Source organism: Polycladidibacter hongkongensis (assembly GCF_001561995.1).
In the GTDB taxonomy this organism is placed as follows: Bacteria; Pseudomonadota; Alphaproteobacteria; order Rhizobiales; family Stappiaceae; genus Pseudovibrio; species Pseudovibrio hongkongensis.
The window spans coordinates 660,895-679,693 of record NZ_LLWC01000022.1 but is presented as its reverse complement, the minus strand read 5'-3'; the positions used below and the strand labels follow the sequence as shown (position 1 = coordinate 679,693).

Below are 18,799 nucleotides of genomic sequence, written 5' to 3'. Positions count from 1 at the left end.
GGGAGCTCTTTGCGAGCTCATACCATCTGCTTCACCAATTCCATGGAGCTTGCCTTGGCAAACAGCATTTCGAAGTCTGGGATTTCGCCCATAGCCTGACGGTTCTGGCGGTCTTGCAGCAAGATCCAGCCATAAGTGCCGATGCTGTCCATGAGGCGGACGTTACGGTTTGAAAGTGCGGTTTTATAGTCTTTCATCCGCTTGTCCGAGATCATCACCGCGAGTTCTTCATCGCCAAAACTTTCCAGCGCTTTTCGGGCATGGCCCGCTAGTTTCTGGTTTAGCGCGAAGTCTTCTGTAAGGATCAGCTTGCGGACCCCTGAGGTGATGGTGTTTTGATCCAGATCCTCGGCCTTTTTGTAGCGCGATTTCACCACATCTTCAGCACAGTGCCAGACAGTGTAGTTGTTGATGAGGGTGTACATCAACGCTGTGTCGGTCTCGCCATAGCTCGGGATTGCGCCATCCGCGATCGGCTTACCGTCGCGGTATGCCTCTTTGAACTTGCGTGTTTGGTGGGCAACGAGAGCTTGCGACAACTCTTCCACCAGCTCTTTGCGGCTCTTGGCTTTCAAGATGGCCTCGTAGTTCTGGTAGGTTTCCAGCGCTAGCGGGGTGGCGAAACGGAAGTTCGCAACTTCGGTAGCGAAGTTGTCGAGCAGGAACTGTGCCTTCTTAGAACCGGTGAATTTTACATGGCGCTCAAGCAGTGATTTTACAGCGAGGCGGTGAATTGCTGCACGTTCGTTGTCGTCCGACAAGCGGTGCAGTTTCACGCTGTCAGCGCTGTAGAGCTTTTCGAGCTGATCGTAAGGATCGTACTGGTAGGCGACGCCGCCGGACATACCATTACAGAAGCCCTTGCCGAAGTCCCCAAGGTTCAAAATCGCACCGTTGGTCATGTATTCGCCGCAGAAGTCGCCAACACCTTCCACAACAGCGGAGGCGCCGGAGTTGCGCACGCCGAAGCGATCGCCTGCGCCGCCCTCGACATAAAGGGCGGAGCCTGAGGCACCAAACAGGGCGAAGTTACCAATAAGGACGTTTTCTTCGTCACCGCCGCCGGGAGAGACGATGGCAATGTTACCGCCAGATGCGCCTTTGCCAACACCGTCGTTACAGGTGCCAACGTGGCGGAAGATCATACCCGAGTTACAGAAAGCCGCGTAGCTTTGGCCTGCTGCACCGGTGGTGTTGACGGTGAGCGTCTCCGGCTTGATCAGGCGGCGGCCACGATCATCGGTGTAGACCATTGGCAGGCAGTTTGCCTGTTTGTCGGAGAGCTCGTATTGCAGCGTGCGCTCAATATCAATCGCCAGCTGGCCGCCAACAGTTTTGTTGCGGTTGTTGAGCTTGATGCCTTTGGAGAGCACCGCCTCTGTTTGCTGACGCTGGATGACCTGCTTGCGGAACTCTTTCAGCAGCTCGTCGTCCACATCGAAGTTGGCTTCCAGATAAACCGGTTGGTTGATTTTAACCTCAGGAACGCAGGTGAGCATTTGGCGCAGGTCTAGCTGGCCAATGGAGCGCTCGTGCGCCACAAGATGCAGGTAATCTGCGCGGCCGCGGGCTTCTTGCAAGGATTTGAAACCGAGACGGGCGAGGATTTCGCGCACTTCGTGGGCGATATTGATGAGGTACTGCGCCAGTGCGCGCGGGTCACCTTCAAACACCTCGGCGTTGGTGGTGATACCGGCCGGACATTTGATGTTACAGTTTTTCGCCATCACACACTTGATCATCATCAGTGCGGTGGTGCCGAATTCGAAGCTGTCGCCGCCCAGAAGGGCAGATTTAACGACGTCGGAACCTGTTTGGTGCGCACCGGAGCAACGCAAGATTACCTTGTCGCGCAGGCCATTTGCACACAGAGCCTGATGTACTTCGGCAAGGCCGATTTCAGCAGCGCGGCCGGTGTTCTTCAAGCTGGTTACAGCGGCAGCGCCGGTGCCGCCGGTGTTGCCGGCAACGTTGATGACATCTGCACCGGCTTTGGCCACGCCAACGGCGATGGTGCCAATGCCTTCAGAGGATACCAACTTGACGATAACGCGCACACGGGCGGCTTTGGCATCGTGAATGAGCTGGGCCAAATCCTCGATGGAGTAGGTGTCGTGGTGCGGTGGGGGGCTGACAAGCTCCACGCCCGGTGTACCGCCGCGGGCGGCTGCGATTTCCACGGTTACCTTTGGCCCCGGTAGCTGACCACCTTCACCCGGCTTGGCGCCTTGAGCAATCTTGATTTCCAGCTCTTCCAAAGTCGGGTCGGCGAGGTAGCCTGTCCATACGCCAAAGCGGCCAGATGCCAGCTGCTTGATGCGGCTGGAGCGGATGGTGCCATAGCGGGTGTAGTGTTCGCCGCCTTCGCCAGAGTTTGAGAATGCGCCGGCCATGTTGGTGCCATGGGCGACGGCTTCGTGTGCTGGGGCAACCAATGCTCCGTGGCTCATAGCGCCGGAGGCCAGTGTTGCAGTTACTTCGTGTGCTGGTTGCACCTGCGTAACTGAGAGGCTTTGGTTGGCGTTTTGCAAATTGGAGAAATAGTAGAGCGCTTGGCCACTGGCTTTGAAGGTGATGGAGTTTTCCACCTTCTTCAGATCGTTGAGTTGATCGCCAAATTTTTGGATGATTGCGTCTTTGAGCGCATCAAGGCGGGCACCATTGATCTGCGCCGGACGACCTTTGGCGCGGCCACACAAGCGTAAGGTAAAGCTGCCATCTTCGTTTTGATCGCAATCGATACCGCGCACGAGGAATGAGCTGTTGCCCACTAGATCATGGCTGAACAGTTCTTCTGCGAACTCTTTGGCGCTCATAGCCCAGTTTACGTCTGCCGGGAATGAGAGCACATCACGTAGCGCTGCCGGACGTTTGGCGCGCTCTTGCGCCAGTGACTGGGAGAACTCGCGGTACGACTTGGTGATTTTGAAACTATCAATTTCTTTAGGCGTACGGCGCTCGAAGCTAGTTTTACGATAGGCTTCCGCCCCGCTGTCATACGCGTCTTTCAAGCGGTTCAAGGTCAGCAAGGAGAGGTCTTTTTCGTCTAACTCGCTGTCTTTGTCAGAGGTGCCTTTGAGTTTGATGCCTTCTTCGGTCATCTCGACAAAGCCACGCACGGCGGTTGTGCCGTAGGAGTGGCCAGCACCTTCCGAACGTTCTTTAAACAGGCCGAGAAGCGGGATTTCCTTAGCGTCTTTTATTTCGCAAGCGCGCTGATGCCACTGGGCATTGGATAGGGCAATGGCCGCGAAGTCTACACCGCCGACTGTGGCCTTCATGTTCGGGAAGAAACGGGCGAGAACAGCCTCGTTGGTATCAAGGAAGTTTGGTTCGAAGAACTCCCCACCGATATAGCTTTCAGCGGTACATAGGCCCACTTTACCCATGGTTTTCATCAGGGACTTTTTAGCGGCCTTGATAAAGCGAGACACGTTGGCCTTGGCTTCTTCGGCGTTGCCTGCGGCCATTTCATTGGCACGGGCGATAACTGAAAGGGGCATCAAGGCTGATGCACCAAAGCCAAGGGCCGTGGCAACTTGGTGAGATGAGGCGATCTGTCCACTCTCGGCAACCAAGCTTGCCCGGAATCGCAGACCTTTTTCGATCAATCGCTGGTTTGCCGCTGCGATAAGCAAGATGAGTGGCAGGGGTGCGTTTTGTGCATCTACCTTTGCATCGGACAGGATGATGATCCCGCCTTTTTCGCGCGCCGCTGCTTCGATTTGATCGCAGGTTTTTTCCAGCGCGTTGATAAGGGTGTTTTGCTGGGCCTTGGCACAGTCTTCTGCAACCGGTTGGTACAGCGCTGCAATATCGGAGACCGGCACTTGATCCTGTGCGCGGATGGTGGCCAGCTCGCATGCGTTAAGGATCGGACTGTCGATCACGATCTGGCGCTGCTTTTCCTTATTGAAGTGCGGCTTGGCGCCAAGCGCTACGCGCAGGGTCATACCATCGGCTTCTCGCAGGGAGTCCAGCGGTGGGTTTGTAACCTGAGCAAAGCGCTGGGAGAAGAATTTGGCCATGCCGCCTTCTTGATCCGACAGGGCGTTGATGGCGACGCCGTAACCCATGGCGGAGATCTTTTCTGCGCCGGTTTGCATCATCGGATCCATCAGGAACTTATAGCTTTCCTGATTGAGTGAGTAGGCAACCGCGCGCTGCACATCGGTAAAGCCTTCAGCGAGGTCTGCAGCGGCGTCTTGTGCCGGGAGGTCCTTGATGTTGACGCGCGCTTCTTCAAGCAGGGCTTTGTAATCGTGTGCATTGGCGAGCATTTCCAGCGCTTCATGGCTGGTGTAGCTCTTACCGGTGCGGTGATCAAAGTAGAGCATACCACCGGCCTCAATACGGCCTCGGCGGGTGATTTCGTCTGCCGGGAAGTCGATCTGTCCGGCTTCGGACATAACACAAAGGTAATCGCCTGTTTCAACAGAGCGCATTGGACGCAGGCCCAGACGGTCAAGACGAGCGCCAACGACGGTACCATCGCCAAAAATGAGTGCAGCCGGGCCATCGTTCTTCTCTTCATAGAGCGAGAAGTATTCCAGCATGATGCGAACATCGTTGGAAATACGGGTGTCGTTTTCCCAAGCTGGTGGCATCATGGCAACAACAGCGGTGATAAGGTCGAGATCGTCCTCAATCAGGCGGCGCTGAAGCGTTTGGTCGAGGCGGGCACTGTCAGACTGGCCATGCGGGGTGTAGATGCGGTTGTGGCGCATTTGTGCGATGGCAGCTTCGGACAGGCGGTTCTTTTTATCTGTGTTGAGCTCGCCATTGTGCGCCATAAAGCGGAATGGCTGCGCCATGGAAGACTGCGGCTCGGTATTGGTTGAAAAGCGGGTGTGGAAGAACATGGTGTGGATCTTGTGATCCTCATCCATGAGATCCTTAAAGTATGGAATGATCTCGTCAGAGTTCAGACGGCCCTTGTAGACTTGCGTGCGGGCGGACAGTGACAGAGGGTACAGGCCTTTCAGCGCTTCGCCTTCATATGCCTGAGACTCGATCTTCAACATAATTTCGTTGATTGTGCGATCGAAGGCCTTGGCGTCTTGTCCGTTTGGTTTGGTAAAGATGACCTGACGGATTGGCAGCATGTGCTTTACAGCGGCCGGACGAATGACCGAATTGTCGACGTCGACCATGCGGGAGAGGATCACTTTGCAGCCATTCTCCTCAATAGCTGCGGTGATCAGTGCATCGGCGCTATGCCAATTGTCTTGATTTTCAGGTAAGAAAAAGTTGCCGACACCGAACTCGCCTAGGTTTAGCTCGGGGTTGCCTGTGAGTTTGCGGAAGAAGCTCTGCGAGATGTCAACGTTGACGCCAGCGCCATCACCGACACCCTCGGCACTCATGCCGCCACGGTGCGGAATTGTACAAAGGGCTTCATGGCCTTTCACCAGCACATCGTGAGTTTGTTCCCCGGTTTTACGGGTGATGAAACCTACGCCACAGCTACTTTTATCTTCGCTGTGATCATACAGACCAAACTGTTTGCGATCTTGTTCCAAAACGTGCCTCCGGTATCTTTATGGGGAGGCCTTAACGGGGCTGCATTTCAGGAGGGTCTGGGGGCAATGACGGCGTTGGGCCGTTGCTCCGGTGAAAGGCAGGGGTCCCATTCGGCCACCGTAATCTGTTGGGAAAGACGTAATTTGGATGACGCCTCAAGTCAAGAATTATGACAATACATCTTGATTTTTATTGGGCCTATTAAAAAGTTTATCGCCAAAATGTAGGGTGTTTGACAGAGTTTCTGCGATTTTTTCCCGGTTTGTGAAAGGAATTGCTGGTGAATGTTGAAGAAAGAGCAACATTCGCGAGGGGAGGTATCTTGCAGGTCGGCAAGAGCATTTGATAAAACTTACGGAGGAATTATATTTCTTGGAGATTTGTGTTTATACTTATAACTATTCTAGTTAATCTTAGAGGATTGAAGGGGAGGGTAAAGGGTAAGAAGTACTGACCAAATATTCCGAAGTTATTGTCTTGTTAATGACCTCGGACACGGATGCAGCATGAGCAACTGAAAAACCCGCCAACGTTGCCATTGGCGGGCGAATCACTCGGTACTGTTTTTCTCGTCTAAGTTTCTTGAAGGGCGGCTTTCACCGTTGCATCAATCTGGCTGACGAGCTCGGGGGGGAGTGCAAGGCGTGCAGCCAACATTTGCAAGTAGGCTTGCTCTGCGGGGTGGTCAGGCTCTATTGCCATGCGTGAGGCGGTGTAAAGCTCTATGGCCATCGTTTGATCCCCAGCAGCGGCGACGACGACTTTTTCAATATCCAGCGGCTGGCGCATTTCATCAATGACAAAGGCTTTTTCTTCCACCCCAAGCCCCAGATCATCAATGCGTTCGAATATACGCTGTTGTTCCTGAGCGTCGATATGGCCATCTGCTTTGGCAGCTTGAAGCATTGCAGTAAGAATGGCCCGTGCAAAACCCTGATCTGCCGAGCCGGTTAGCTCTTCTGCTGTCGGCGGCGCTGGCAGTAGTGCCGGAGCTGCGAGCTGAGTGCCTGAGGTGCTTGGCGCCGAAGCATTGTTGCCTTGTTGTTGGATGCTTTTGTTTGATGCGTAGTCCTGATAGGCCTTGTAGGCGAGGCCACCAACCAGCGCGAGGCCGCCATATGTGGCCGTTTTCTTAGCGAATTTGCGAGCCTTTTTGTTACCCATCAGCAACCCTGCCAAGCCGCCGGCAATAGCGCCACCTGCGAGGCCACCAGCGTTATTTTTAGCGTAAGTTTTGCCTTGATTGAGAAGATCGCCAGCCTTTGCGCCCGACCCGGAACCAACAAACTGATCTAGCAATCCTTTAGCATCAAACATATAGCCCTCCTACTTCGTCTTGTTTCATCTAGGAGATATCGGTATGCAGTCGCGATGTTTGTAGTGTTTGATACAAAAAAGGTTTCATTCTTGTGGGTTTGGCGCATCATGCCGTGTTTTCTTGCAAGGTGTTAATGAAAGACACGAGTTCACGTTCAGTGGCAAAGTAGCGTGGTACCGGGTGCGGCGTCAGATTGACTTCGCGCGTGGCGGCCTTGGCGATTGCGGCTAGGTCCTCGGTTTTAATGCAGTCAAAATGGCTAGGGATCTCTAGTTGCCTTGCCAAATCTTTAACCGCATGGATAAATGCTTGTGCGGCTTTGGTCTCACTGGCGGCGTCAAGACCGACAGCGGCTGCCATTTTTGCAAGGCGTGGTGCGCTGGTTTCAAGATAGAACTCCAAGACATATGGCAGGATGATCGCATTTGCCAAGCCGTGAGGCACGCCGTAGAGCCCGCCGATTTTATGGGCAATAGCGTGAACCCAGCCGACGCTTGTGCGGGTAAATGTCCACCCTGCATCAAAAGATGCGCGGGACATTTGCTGACGGGCCTCCACATCATGCGTGCCATCCTCAAAGGCTCTAGGCAGGTAGGTGAAGATGCGTCGAATGCTCTCCAAATTCATGCTATCGGTTTTGGCCGTGGAATACTCGCTCAAATATGATTCAACCGCATGCGTAAGGGCATCCATGCCTGTGGTTGCGGTGATCTGGGGCGGGAGGTCCATCATGTAGGCCTCGTCGAGTACGGCGACGTTTGGCACTAGGCTTGGATCCACCACAGGCAGCTTTGCTTTCTTGGCGGGATTGGTCATTACAGCGACAAGGGTCGTTTCAGAGCCGGTGCCTGCCGTTGTTGGGATGGCTATGAAGAAGTTGCCGCGCCGGCGCAGTTTGAGGGTTCCTGCAATGGCTTCCGGGCGCTTGTGCAGTGTGGCGCAAGCATTGATAATTTTAGCGCCATCAATAGAGGAGCCCCCTCCTACAGCAATAACCACATCAAAGCCATGTGCTTTGGTTATTGCGATGCCTTTTTTAATGCGCTCAATATTTGGGTCTGGCTCGATCTGGTCAAAGATAATCGTATTGAAACCTGCTGCGATTAATTCAGCGTGCAACTGCTGGAAGGCTGGCGTGGTCGCGACAAAGCTGTCTGTGATAAGTGCAGGACGGGATAGCTTCTTTTCTTGCAGCAGGGAGATTATTTGTCTTGAAGAATTGGGAGCGCTGATCACTTGCGGGGTGGAAATCGGCATAAGGCGCGAGACTGGCTTCATCACAGCCTTGTACAAGTTATATAGGATTCTCGTCATTACCATTGGCGCCTTCATTCTTGTTGTTTCCACCCCAGCGTCTAAAGGCTTTCGGTGGTATAACAAGTGATTCTAATCAGTTACTGCGTAGAGTAACGAATTCGCCGCACCTTTTTCAATGGCGAGAGTACCAGCACTTTTCAATCAAAGATCCATAAATGGTCTGAGTAATCTGGGTAAAAATGCGGTAAATCGAGGGGCGCCGGACGTAACGGTCAAGCAAATACACTCTTCTTCCCCGCCTGCAACGGGCTGGTGGCAATCGGCTGCCGTTACGCTTTGAAAGTCTCCTTTGCAGTAGTTGCCGGTTTCGTCGCTGTAAGAACCTTTGAGGACAAGGGTGTGCTCAAAGCCGTGATGACTGTGTTCTGGCGTTTTGAAACCTGGTTCAAGCGCGAGAAGGCGAACGCGTTCCGCAGGGCTCGAAAAAAGGGGCAAGGCGCACTGGCGAACACCTGGCGCGACAAAGCGCCAGCGCAGACGGCTGGAGGATTGCTGAAGAACCTGTTGGAGCAGCGGAGAGAGTGTAAATGCTTCCAGACTATTGGCAAGTTTAATAGGCTGCGGACTTTCAAGTTCGCTTGCGGCAGGCCGCTCAGCCTGTTCTATCTTATCTGAAATGCACTCGAACGTGACATTTTCACTCAGCGTTGTGGGCAAGGCGTTTTCAAGTAAAGCGCCACCGATGGATCTTGCATTCAGCGCGTGAGTGGCGCATGTCGGGCACGCTTCCAGATGAGCGGCGACAATAAGCGTTTGCCCAGTGTCGAGCGTTCCCGCTGAGTAGCTCATGAGCATTTCTGCCGAGGGGTGATGCCTGATCATTGTTTGCTGCCCTCCAACATTTCGGCAAGCCGCGTGAATGCCAGCCTGAGGCGCGATTTCACTGTTCCCAAAGGCAAGGCCAGACGTTTGGCGATATCCGAATGAGTGGCTTCCTCGAAGAATGCGAGGGTGATAACTTGCGCTTGTGGGGCTGGCAATTTTGCGATGGCTTGTGCCAGTTGGGTGTTCATTTGATTTTGATAGGTTACGTCTGTTTGGGTCTCGTGGGTGGTTAATTTAGTCGCGAAAAACTCCTCTTCTTTGTAGATCATAGCTTTTTCCTTTCGCAGTCTATCGATGCGAAGATTGCGAGCTATGGTGTAGATCCATGTAGAGGCCGCAGCCTTTTGAGGGTCATATAGGGCAGCTTTGCGCCAAATCAGCACGAAGGTCTCTTGCACCAACTCTTCGGCAGCAGCTTCTTCGCTCCCTCCTTTTAGATAGAAGGACTTGAGCCGCGGGGCAAAATGATCGAACAGCTCTCGGAATGCGTCGCGACATTTGTTGGAACCGACTTCGACCAGTCTTTCGTCAAAACTGATGGTCAAGAAGCTTAACTCCCTCGCCGCGCTGCCTGCCATGGTCTTTTTAACTCTCCGCTCACCAATATGCAGGTTTTACTGGCGTACGAACGTTATGGATCAGTTTTTTGAAGTTTTAGTGATCCAATAGTCTGTCTTCCTACATAAACGGTTTAAAAGACCCTTTAAGGATACTCTATGAAAATCGCAGTTGTTGGAAGTGGAATATCTGGAGTTTCTGCAGCTTGGCTGCTTTCAAAAGCCCATCAAGTTGATTTGTTCGAAAAAGAACAGCGCCTTGGCGGGCATGCGCATACACGCATAGTGCAGGTGCAGGGGCAGAGTGTCGCGGTTGATAGCGGGTTTATCGTGTTTAACGAGCGAACCTACCTCAATTTGACCGCGCTCTTTGGTCATCTTGGAGTTCAAACCGTTCCTTCATCCATGTCTTTTTCCGTTAGCGATCCACGTAGTGGTTTTGAGTATAGCGGCAATGGGCTTGCCGGCTTATTTGCGCAGAAGCGAAATTACATCTCCCCCCGATTTTGGCGGATGTTATACGATTTGCGCCGGTTTTATATCACCGCGAGGGCGTTTGGCGATGACGAGGCTATAGAAGCGATGACCCTTGGCGAGTATCTAGAGGCGCACCGCTACTCTGCGGCCTTCATACAAGGGCACTTGTTGCCCATGGGGGCAGCGATTTGGTCGATGAGTGTGCAGCAGATGCGCGACTTTCCATTGCTGGCTTTTTTAAGGTTCTTCAAAAATCATGGGCTGCTGCAATTTACGCAGCGCCCACAGTGGCGCACCGTATTGGGCGGCTCGCACCTCTACCTGAGTAAACTTTCCTCCAATATTTCTGGGAAAGTGCGCAAAGGCGTTGCAGTGCGGGCGATAGAGCGACGACCGCACGCAGTTCGGCTTCTGGGTCGTGAGGGCGAGCTTGGGCAGTATGATCATGTTGTGCTTGCCGGGCATAGCGATCAGTCTTTGCGAATGCTGAAAAGCGGCTCTGGTGCTAGTGCCTTAGAAGAGCGGTTATTGAGCGCCATACCCTACCAAGATAACGAGGCCTACATGCACATGGACGAGCGGTTGATGCCACAACGTCGGGCGGCATGGGCAGCGTGGAACTCGATTTGCTCACACAAAACACACGAGCAGACCGGCGTTTGTGTAAGTTATTGGATGAATGCCTTACAACCCCTGACAACGCGGCGGAATATTTTCGTTACAATTAATCCGCCGAAAAAGCCCCGTGAGGAACTGGTTCTCGCCAAGAGCTGTTATGCGCATCCTTTGTTCACTAGTGGTGCCATGACCGCGCAGCGAGATCTTTGGCAGCTTCAGGGGCGGGAAAGAACTTGGTTTTGCGGTGCCTATTTCGGACATGGTTTTCACGAGGATGGTTTGCAAGCTGGCCTGGCCGTCGCGGAGGCGTTGGGCGGGGTCAAGCGACCTTGGGATGTCGATTGCGCTTCCGGGCGAATTCATGGTGCGGATCTGTTTGGCCAGCAGCTTGCCGAAGCAGCAGAATGAAGGCGGGGCTGATGGGAGGAGAGGGGCAAGGGTGCGCAACCCACTTGAGGTTTTATCTGGGCAGCGTGGTGCACAAGCGATTTACGGCGCCCATGCATCGGTTTCAGTATCGTTCCATGATGGCTCTGGTGAAGGTCATAGAGCGAGAGGGAGCGCGCGCAGGTTGGCGGCGTGGGATGCTTTTCGGCTATGAGCGATGGGCGCTGTTTCGGTTTTACGAGCGGGATTATATGCCCGCCTCTTCAGAGGGGTTGCAGCACTTTCTGCAAGCCCAACTGGAAAGCGAAGGCTATGATGGGCCAGATTTGGTGTTTTATGCGTTGACTATGCCGCGATTTCTCGGGCGTGCCTTCAATCCGTTGACGGTGTTTTATGCAGTGGATCCGACCGGTCAGCTGCGCGCAGTGCTCTATCAGGTTAGCAATACGTTTGGCGAGCGGTATACGTACATTGCTTTTCTTCATGCTACATCAAAAGGCGAGCTTGCAGGGGGGGCACGCTTGCCAGAGCACTGGGCGGAAAAAATATTCCATGTGTCGCCATTTTTAGAGAACTCAGGGCGCTACCGGTTTCGCACATTTTATCCGGGGCAGTTGGCGCAATTGTCGATTACTCTAGAGCAAGAGGGGCGGCAGTGCTTTTATGCCGGTTTTAAAGGACGAGAGATCCGTCTTGGCGGCCTGTGGTTTTGGTTGGGCGTGCTAAGAGGGGCGGTGTCGCGTTGGCGTGTACTTGGTCTGATACACTATGAGGCGTTGAAAATTTGGCGCAAAGGGGCAAAACTAAAGCGCAAACCGCCACCGCCCAGAGTGCCGCATTCGTTAGCGCGAGCGGTGGATACCAAAGAAGATTAGTGATTGGGGGCAAAGTGCGAGAGCAAATTGGTCATGTCGCCCCCTCGGCACCGGCGGAGAAGTCGGGGCGGGGGCTGGTTTTTACTCTTTGGCGTGCACTGCTTGATCGTGTTTTCGGCGGGGTGCAGGAAGGCTCGATCATCGTACAGTTGCCCAAAGGGCAGACGTTGCACTACGGTAGGGTGTGTGCGGACGGCGCCGGCGTTGTCGTGCGCATCAAGCGGGGGCGGTTGGTGCGCCGCCTTGCTTCTGGCGGCGGTTTAGCGCTGGCTGAAGCTTATCTTGATGGCGATTGGGAATGCGATGATCTGCGTGGCCTCTTCGATGTTTTTGTCGGCAACAAGCAGATGCTGCATGGGCTCATAACTCGCGGTTCGTTGAGCAAGGTGTTGGCACGTTTGCGACATCTGGCAAGAGCGAACACAAAGCGAGGCAGTCGCCGCAATATTGCGTTTCACTATGACTTGGGCAATGCGTTTTATCGAGCATGGCTTGACGAAACCATGACTTACTCATCTGCCTACAAATTGCAGCCGGGCGGGGCGCTTGCCGCTGCGCAGCGCCGCAAGTATGCGCGGGTTTTGGAGCTTTGTGCGCTGAGCTCTGGTGAGCGCTTGCTCGAGGTTGGTTGCGGTTGGGGCGGCTTGGCAGAAGAGGCGCTTAAGTGTGGGCAGCGGTATCATGGTATTACTTTATCTAAAGAGCAGCTTGCATTTGCGCAAAAGCGCAACAGCACACGGATGACAGCGGGAAGCGATGTATTGGAGCTGCAAGATTATCGTGATGTCAATGAAACCTATGATGCCATTGCTTCGATCGAAATGATTGAAGCGGTGGGGGAGGAACACTGGCCAGCCTACTTCAATGTGTTGCATGATGCTTTAAAGCCGGGTGGAAACGCCGTTATACAGGCAATCACGATTGCGGATGATCGGTTCCATAGTTATCGCCGTAATGTGGATTTCATCCAGCATTACATTTTTCCCGGCGGTATGTTGCCCTGTGAGGCGACGCTGCGCCGGGAAGCGGGCGATGCCGGGCTGGAGCTCGTCGAGCTGGAGTATTTTGGCAAGGACTATGAGCGTACCTTGATGCTGTGGCGGGATCGTTTTCTACAAGCTTGGCCGCAGATTGCAGAACTGGGTTTTGATGAGCGTTTCAAGCGGATGTGGCACTATTACCTTGTCTATTGTGCTGCGGGATTTGCCGAGGGCACAATAAACGTGGGCCTGTTTAGATTTCAGCGACCCGAGTAGGGTGCCGCTCTTTTAGAGGGCGGCACGGCGATTGATCGCGCGGATCAAGAATCCAATTAATGGGATCTGGGCGAGGAAATGCTGATTGGCGTCCCAGTAATCCGTTTGAGAGACGATCGATCCTTCGGGATTTAGCTTTAGCTCGCTGAGGCCTGTAAAGTCTAGTTCGCCCAAGAAACGCTGCTTTGCAGTGAAGCGCCAGCGAAGCACCGCGTTGTCGCCTTGCCAGAATGTGTCGGTAACAACAAAGCGTGGTGCCTCGACATCGCGAAACATCTTGCGCAGCAGCGCGATTGCTTTGTCTTGCCCCGAGACATCATTAAAGGGATCGACAAAGCGAAAACCGGAAATGGTCAGTGGTTTGAGATCCGTAACTGTCTGGGGGCTCAGGTTTTCAAAGAAGCGGATATATGCGGAAACAGTTTCGCGTGCTTGCGCAGTCGGAGCGGCGTAACTCATTTGTTCATTCTCTTGGTGATTAAAAAATACAAGGAATAGGGAAGGTGACGGAGCAAGCGCAACGCCCATGACAGCTGCCACGGGAACGCGATTTCAAACCCCTTTTTTTCCAGTTTTTCGAGGATCGCCTTGCTGGCTTGCTCTGGAGTTCGCAGGAACGGCATTGCAAAGCTGTTTTTGCGGGTCATGGGGGTGTCCACGAAACCGGGATTAATCAGCGTGAGCTTAATGCCGATTGTTTGTAGGTCTGGTTGAAGGGTCTCGCACAGATTGATAAGCGCGGCTTTGGTCGGGCCATAGATCGCGGCTTTGGGTAGGCCGCAGTATCCAGAAAGAGAGGCGATTACTGCAATGTGACCGCCGGTATTCTGCCAATGCGGAACCAGATGTTCCAGTAGGCTGGTGAAGGCGAGGTAGTTTACTTGCATGTGCTCGGTAGCAGTGGCGTGGTTGAGGATTTCCAATCCGCCAGGCTGGTAGATTGCTGCACAGAAAATGACGTGGCTTGGTAGTTTACCAGCGTTTGCAAGGTGGGTGATTGTTGACGCGAGCTGATCGGGGCTCGCGACATCAAGTGCGAGGGCCGTGATCGTGTTCTGTGATGTTGCCAGCTCTGCCAGTGGTTCTTCCCGGCGTGCCGAGACAATGATGGTTTCGCCGCGCGCCGCCATATCCAACGCCAGTTGTTTGCCAATGCCCGAGCTGGCGCCGATGATCCATGTGCGCTTTTGTGTGGAAGCCATGCCCATTCTCCTAATAACTGGCAGCCATAAAGTTATAGGAGAGAGTTTGTGTTTTGGTTCACCTTTAATATTGAAGGGTAGACAAAAAAATGCCCTCACAGTGGGCAGATGTGAGGGCAAGTTGGAACAACTGAATATGGGAAACTTGGGTTATTGTTTCAGCTGCTCTTTGACCAGGTTTTGCCAGTAGTGCACCCCAGTCAGGAGAATGTTGTCGTTGAAGTCATAGTAAGGTTTGTGCAGGGCTGTGCCGCCCTTTTCACCCTCTGCGCCATTGCCGATAAGGATGTAACAGCTGGGGGCCTGACGCTGCATGAAGGAGAAGTCCTCTGAAATGGTGAAGGGCGGTGCTGCCCCATCTACCTTGTCTTCGCCAACAAGGGCCTTGGCTACTTTGACAGCGACGGCTGTCTCTTCCGGCGTGTTGATGGTGGACAGGAAACCATTGTGGAACTTGTAACGACACTCGACACCGGCAGAGGCGCAGATGCCGGCCGCGACACGCTCCATGGCGGCTTCGATCTTGTGCAAAGCGTCGTCTGTAAAGCAGCGGGTGTCACCTTTGAGCGTTACTGATGATGGAATAACATTGGTTGTGCCATTGGTGTTGAATTCTGTTACCGAGATGACAGCAGGTTCGTGAATGGAGCTGAGGTTCCGGCTGGTGATGTTTTGCAAGCCAAGGACGATTTGAGCCCCAACAACAATTGGGTCGGTGCCCATATGTGGCAACGCAGCATGCCCACCAGTGGCAAGAATTTCGATCTCGAATGCGCTTTCGGCGGCCATGATAGGGCCGGGATTGGTGACAAAGTGCCCTTCTGGGACGCCGGGCAGGTTGTGCATGGCGTAAACGGCATCAATGTTCCAGCGGACAAACAGGCCATCTTCGATCATGGCCTTGGCGCCGACGCCGTGTTCTTCGCCGGGCTGGAAAATGAAGTAGACGGTGCCGTCAAAATCTTTGGTGCGCGCCAGCTCGTGGGCGGCACCAAGCAACATGGCGGTATGTCCATCATGACCGCAGGCATGCATGAGGCCCTTGTGGGTTGAGGCGTGTTCGAAGTCGTTTAGCTCTTCGATTTTCAGCGCATCCATATCGGCGCGAAGGCCAATGGAGCGTGGGCTGTTGCCGCATTTCAAAATACCAACGACGCCGGTTTTACCAACATTGCGATGCACCTCAAGGCCAAACTCTTCGAGCTTTTCGGCGACGAATTTCGAGGTCTCGTGTTCTTCAAAGCCGAACTCGGGGTGTTTGTGTATGTGGTGGCGCCAGGCTTTGACTTGTTCTGCGATGTACATAACGCGCTCCCAAGTAATGATGGAGAAGGTAGAGGGCGACGATGGAGCGCCGCCCTCTGGTTATTGGTACCTCGTTTGGCAGTTTGTGCCGAACGCTCTTATTGATCAAATTCCTGACGGAACATTTTGAACGTGCTGATGATCGCAACGAACAAGACGAACATCAGTGGCAGCGCAAAGATCAGGCTGATGGATTGCAGCAGATCGATACCGGATTTTGTTGCCAGCATCAGGGTTAGAGCCATTGCGCCTTGTGCGATGGTCCACATGATCTTCTGTTTGTTGCTTGGGTTCAACGAGCCATCTTCACTCATTGAGCTCAGGGTGAAGGTCGAGCTGTTCATGGAAGTGATGAAGCAGGTGAACAGCGCGATCACAACACCGATGGAAATCAAGGTGCCCATCGGGAAGCCTTCCAGCACGATGAAGGTTGCAGCTTTTGAAGAGGCGGCAGCGGCTTTCAAGGCTTCAGGCTCTGCTTCCAACCCGATGGTGCCGAAGAAGGCAACCCAGAGGAAGATGCCAAGGCAAGGTAGGATCATGGAGCCAAGGATGAACTCGCGAACGGTGCGGCCTTTAGAAACACGCGCAATGAACGGACCAACAAAGGGTGCCCATGCAATGGCCCATGCGTAGTAGTAGATAGGCCAGCCGCCAATCCAAGAGGTTTCTTTGTCTGCTGCGAAAGTAGGCAACATCAACGCATCGGTGAAGAAGTCGTTCATGTAGTTGCCTATGGTGTCAAAGTAGACGTTGATCATCTGGGTGGTAGGGCCCAGTGCGCCAACCAGAACAATCAGGCCAACCAGCAGGTAGGCGTTGTAATCTGACAGGAGCTTGATGCCCTTTTCCAGACCTGTTGTGGTGCAAAGGATGGTGATTAGCGTAATCGAGCCCACCAGAATAATTTTGGCCATTGCGCCATCAGGTGTGCCGATAAGGTAGGACGAGGAGATGGACAAAGACAGGCCTGTTTGGCCAAGCGAGGTGGAGATACCGGCGATTGCACCAAATACACAGATGAGGTTTACAAGTTTGCCCCAACCGCCATTGGCTTTATCACGGCCCCAAGGCAGTAAGATATTACTGATAAGGCCACTTTCGCCTTTGCGGTACATCAGGTATCCAAGAATGAGACCCACGACAGAGAACGCAGCCCAAGCCTGAATGCCTTGGTGGATGAAGCTCTGTTTCATGGCAAACTCGGCAGCTTCTGGAGTTTGCGCGGCGATGCCGGTGGTTTCTAGCGGGTTGATGTAGTGGTAAACCGGTTCTGCCACACCCCAGTAGAGCATAACTGTGCCCATACCAGCGGAGAACAGCATCGCGATCCAAGAGAAGGTGCTGAATTCTGGCTTGGCGTCATCCGGGCCAAAGCGGATATTGCCGTATTTACTGAAGGCGAAATAGAACATCACCATGACATAGGCAAAAGAGCCTGCCATATAGATCCAGCCGAATTTATCTGTCAGGTAGTTCATGGTGCCGACACCGACATCATAAAGCGTTTCAGGGAACATAATCCCGGAAAGCACGACGATGACGATAAAGGCCATGGTGCTGGTGAACAGCATTTTGCCTTGTTTTAGCTCGGGGACTGCCCCTGCCGAGTTGTTTTGGTTACTCATAATTCTCCCCTGAGTTACCATGGCGAATGGAGCGTAGGCGGAGGTCCCTCCCTTCCGCCTACGTCGTTTTTTAAGCTATTTGATGATGATGAGTTCTGGTGCGGCTCGCCGAGTAAGCCACTCTGCGCCATCTTCTGTGATGACGATGTTTTCTTCGTGCACCATCTGTTTGCCCGGCGCGTAGTTCATGCCCGGCTCAAGCGTGAGCACCATGCCTGGACGCAGCAGGGTGTTGTCGGTTGCGGTGTGGGATGGGCGCTCTGTCAGCTCCATGCCAAGGCCGTGGCCAATCCGGCCGACATCGTTGCCGAGGGCTCCGGCTTCTTCCAGCACTGACCACATGGCGTTGTAGATATCGGTTGTGGTATTGCCCGGCTTAGCGGCTTCAAAGCCTTTGGTGGTGGCTTCATATGTGGCGCGGTATGCAGCTTTGGTTTGCTCACTGGCATCACCGAACGCCCAGTTACGGTCAAAATCGGAGAAGTACCCGTCACGTACTGCGCCTGTGTCGATGATAAGCAAATCGCCGTGTTCAATAACGCGATCTGTTGGCCCCATAATAATGCTGTCGTACCCATCAGGGCCGGAGCCCGCGATGATATAGGGGCATTCGTCAGCGCCCTCGCGCAGCATGTCGATGCGAAACTGCTTACAGATCTCGCGTTCGCTCATGCCGGTCTTGGCGTAGTTTGGAATCAGATCGAACGCGTTGTTGGTTATGCGACAGATTTCGCGGGTCTTTTCGATTTCTGCAGGCGATTTGACTGTGCGCAGATCGTGTATTTCGAGCGCAATATCCACTATCTCACTAGCGACTTTTTCTCTTAAATGGAGGAAGTTGTTAACGGGCATGCGCAGGTGGGACTCAATACCCAGCGTTGCGCCGATGCGACCAAACTTTCGTGGAAGCTCGTCAAGTGCTGCGGCCAGCAATGAAATGCCGTCGTCTTCAGGGCAAGGAGCGGCCCAGGTGCGAATGTCGTCAACCCACGTCGCGGCCATGCCGGTCGCGCCGATTTCCGGAATAACTGCAATTGGCTTGCCACTTGTAGGTACAATGAGGAACCAGGGGCGGGTTGGACTATGCCAGAACTGAGTGAAAAAGCCACTAAAGTAGCGAACGTTGGGCTCGGTGGTGAAGAGCACTGCGTCCAGCTCTTTTTCACGCATCAGCGCTTGTAGGCGAGCGGTGCGGTTTTCAAATTCTTCAGTGGTGAAGCCACGTGCTGCAGGACTTGCCATTATTATTCTCCCAAGTGATGGAGGTTAGCCTCCTTAGCGCGTCGCGAATCTAAATGGTTTAAAAATGTTCACCGATGCGCCTTGTGGTCAAATAAAGTGCACCATGACTATAAAGTCAAATAAATTTCACTATATATGTTGCACTACGCACACACTTGAGCTGATTATGGGAAAATTGGCCATAAAGTTCACATCTAGCGATGGTTTTGCGCATTTATTCAGATATTAAGTGAAATATATGTAACTTTCCTATTGAAGTGAAGTGATGC

Annotated in this window: 13 protein-coding genes; 3 read left to right on the top strand and 10 right to left on the bottom strand. The window is 53.4% G+C overall.

What is annotated here, in order from left to right; genetic code table 11:
* Positions 1-17 precede the first annotated feature (17 nt).
* The 5 genes from AYK82_RS11205 to AYK82_RS11185 form a co-directional block, all read right to left on the bottom strand.
* Entirely contained in the window at positions 18-5,522 is a 5,505-nt protein-coding gene (locus AYK82_RS11205; RefSeq protein ID WP_068315410.1) for a glutamate synthase-related protein, read from the bottom strand.
* A gap of 574 nt (positions 5,523-6,096) precedes the next feature.
* Positions 6,097-6,840 (bottom strand): tellurite resistance TerB family protein, encoded by a 744-nt coding sequence (locus AYK82_RS11200; RefSeq protein WP_068315408.1) that lies wholly within the window; start codon positions 6,838-6,840, stop codon positions 6,097-6,099.
* A gap of 106 nt (positions 6,841-6,946) precedes the next feature.
* Positions 6,947-8,155, bottom strand: a complete 1,209-nt coding sequence (locus AYK82_RS11195) for an iron-containing alcohol dehydrogenase (protein ID WP_172795231.1) — start codon at positions 8,153-8,155, stop codon at positions 6,947-6,949.
* A 144-nt stretch (positions 8,156-8,299) separates the two neighbouring features.
* Positions 8,300-8,980 carry a ChrR family anti-sigma-E factor gene (locus tag AYK82_RS11190; RefSeq protein WP_068315402.1) on the bottom strand — a complete coding sequence of 227 codons (681 nt, stop codon included), beginning with the start codon at positions 8,978-8,980 and terminating at the stop codon, positions 8,300-8,302.
* The gene (locus AYK82_RS11185; protein WP_208976463.1) at positions 8,977-9,528 is read right to left on the bottom strand and encodes a sigma-70 family RNA polymerase sigma factor; all 552 of its coding nucleotides are present in this window, start codon (positions 9,526-9,528) and stop codon (positions 8,977-8,979) included. The genes AYK82_RS11190 and AYK82_RS11185 overlap by 4 nt, the downstream gene beginning before the upstream one ends.
* A gap of 171 nt (positions 9,529-9,699) precedes the next feature.
* Between AYK82_RS11185 and AYK82_RS11180 the strand changes: the two genes are divergently transcribed.
* From AYK82_RS11180 to AYK82_RS11170, 3 genes are read left to right on the top strand one after another with little or no spacing between them, the layout of a single operon-like run.
* On the top strand, positions 9,700-11,043 hold the full coding sequence (locus tag AYK82_RS11180; protein ID WP_068315397.1) for an NAD(P)/FAD-dependent oxidoreductase: 1,344 nt from the start codon (positions 9,700-9,702) through the stop codon (positions 11,041-11,043).
* Positions 11,044-11,054: 11 nt separating this feature from the next.
* Positions 11,055-11,897, top strand: coding sequence for a DUF1365 domain-containing protein (locus AYK82_RS11175; RefSeq protein ID WP_172795229.1), 843 nt, complete (start codon positions 11,055-11,057; stop codon positions 11,895-11,897).
* Between the two features lie 14 nt (positions 11,898-11,911).
* Positions 11,912-13,153, top strand: a complete 1,242-nt coding sequence (locus AYK82_RS11170; protein WP_068315755.1) for an SAM-dependent methyltransferase — start codon at positions 11,912-11,914, stop codon at positions 13,151-13,153.
* Positions 13,154-13,165: 12 nt separating this feature from the next.
* Here the strand turns inward: AYK82_RS11170 and AYK82_RS11165 are convergent, their stop codons facing one another.
* The 5 genes from AYK82_RS11165 to AYK82_RS11145 form a co-directional block, all read right to left on the bottom strand.
* Entirely contained in the window at positions 13,166-13,612 is a 447-nt protein-coding gene (locus tag AYK82_RS11165) for a nuclear transport factor 2 family protein (protein WP_068315392.1), read from the bottom strand.
* Positions 13,609-14,355, bottom strand: coding sequence for an SDR family NAD(P)-dependent oxidoreductase (locus AYK82_RS11160; RefSeq protein WP_068315389.1), 747 nt, complete (start codon positions 14,353-14,355; stop codon positions 13,609-13,611). Before AYK82_RS11160 ends, AYK82_RS11165 begins: the two co-directional genes overlap by 4 nt.
* Positions 14,356-14,505: 150 nt before the next feature.
* Entirely contained in the window at positions 14,506-15,660 is a 1,155-nt protein-coding gene (locus tag AYK82_RS11155; RefSeq protein WP_068315386.1) for a M20 aminoacylase family protein, read from the bottom strand.
* Positions 15,661-15,758: 98 nt separating this feature from the next.
* The gene (locus AYK82_RS11150) at positions 15,759-17,288 is read right to left on the bottom strand and encodes a BCCT family transporter (protein ID WP_208976462.1); all 1,530 of its coding nucleotides are present in this window, start codon (positions 17,286-17,288) and stop codon (positions 15,759-15,761) included.
* Positions 17,289-17,363: 75 nt separating this feature from the next.
* A complete protein-coding gene (locus AYK82_RS11145; protein ID WP_068315383.1) occupies positions 17,364-18,530 on the bottom strand; it encodes a M24 family metallopeptidase in 1,167 nt (388 codons plus the stop codon).
* Between the last annotated feature and the right edge of the window lie 269 nt (positions 18,531-18,799).

Excerpts from the sequence above, each read along its gene's own strand:
- AYK82_RS11180 (WP_068315397.1), top strand. The coding sequence starts at position 9,700 with ATGAAAATCGCAGTTGTTGGAAGTGGAATATCTGGAGTTTCTGCAGCT.
- AYK82_RS11150 (WP_208976462.1), bottom strand. The coding sequence starts at position 17,288 with ATGAGTAACCAAAACAACTCGGCAGGGGCAGTCCCCGAGCTAAAACAA.
- AYK82_RS11200 (WP_068315408.1), bottom strand. The coding sequence starts at position 6,840 with ATGTTTGATGCTAAAGGATTGCTAGATCAGTTTGTTGGTTCCGGGTCG.
- AYK82_RS11165 (WP_068315392.1), bottom strand. The coding sequence starts at position 13,612 with ATGAGTTACGCCGCTCCGACTGCGCAAGCACGCGAAACTGTTTCCGCA.
- AYK82_RS11190 (WP_068315402.1), bottom strand. The coding sequence starts at position 8,980 with ATGATCAGGCATCACCCCTCGGCAGAAATGCTCATGAGCTACTCAGCG.
- AYK82_RS11160 (WP_068315389.1), bottom strand. The coding sequence starts at position 14,355 with ATGGCTTCCACACAAAAGCGCACATGGATCATCGGCGCCAGCTCGGGC.
- AYK82_RS11195 (WP_172795231.1), bottom strand. The coding sequence starts at position 8,155 with ATGACGAGAATCCTATATAACTTGTACAAGGCTGTGATGAAGCCAGTC.
- AYK82_RS11155 (WP_068315386.1), bottom strand. The coding sequence starts at position 15,660 with ATGTACATCGCAGAACAAGTCAAAGCCTGGCGCCACCACATACACAAA.
- AYK82_RS11175 (WP_172795229.1), top strand. The coding sequence starts at position 11,055 with ATGGGAGGAGAGGGGCAAGGGTGCGCAACCCACTTGAGGTTTTATCTG.
- AYK82_RS11145 (WP_068315383.1), bottom strand. The coding sequence starts at position 18,530 with ATGGCAAGTCCTGCAGCACGTGGCTTCACCACTGAAGAATTTGAAAAC.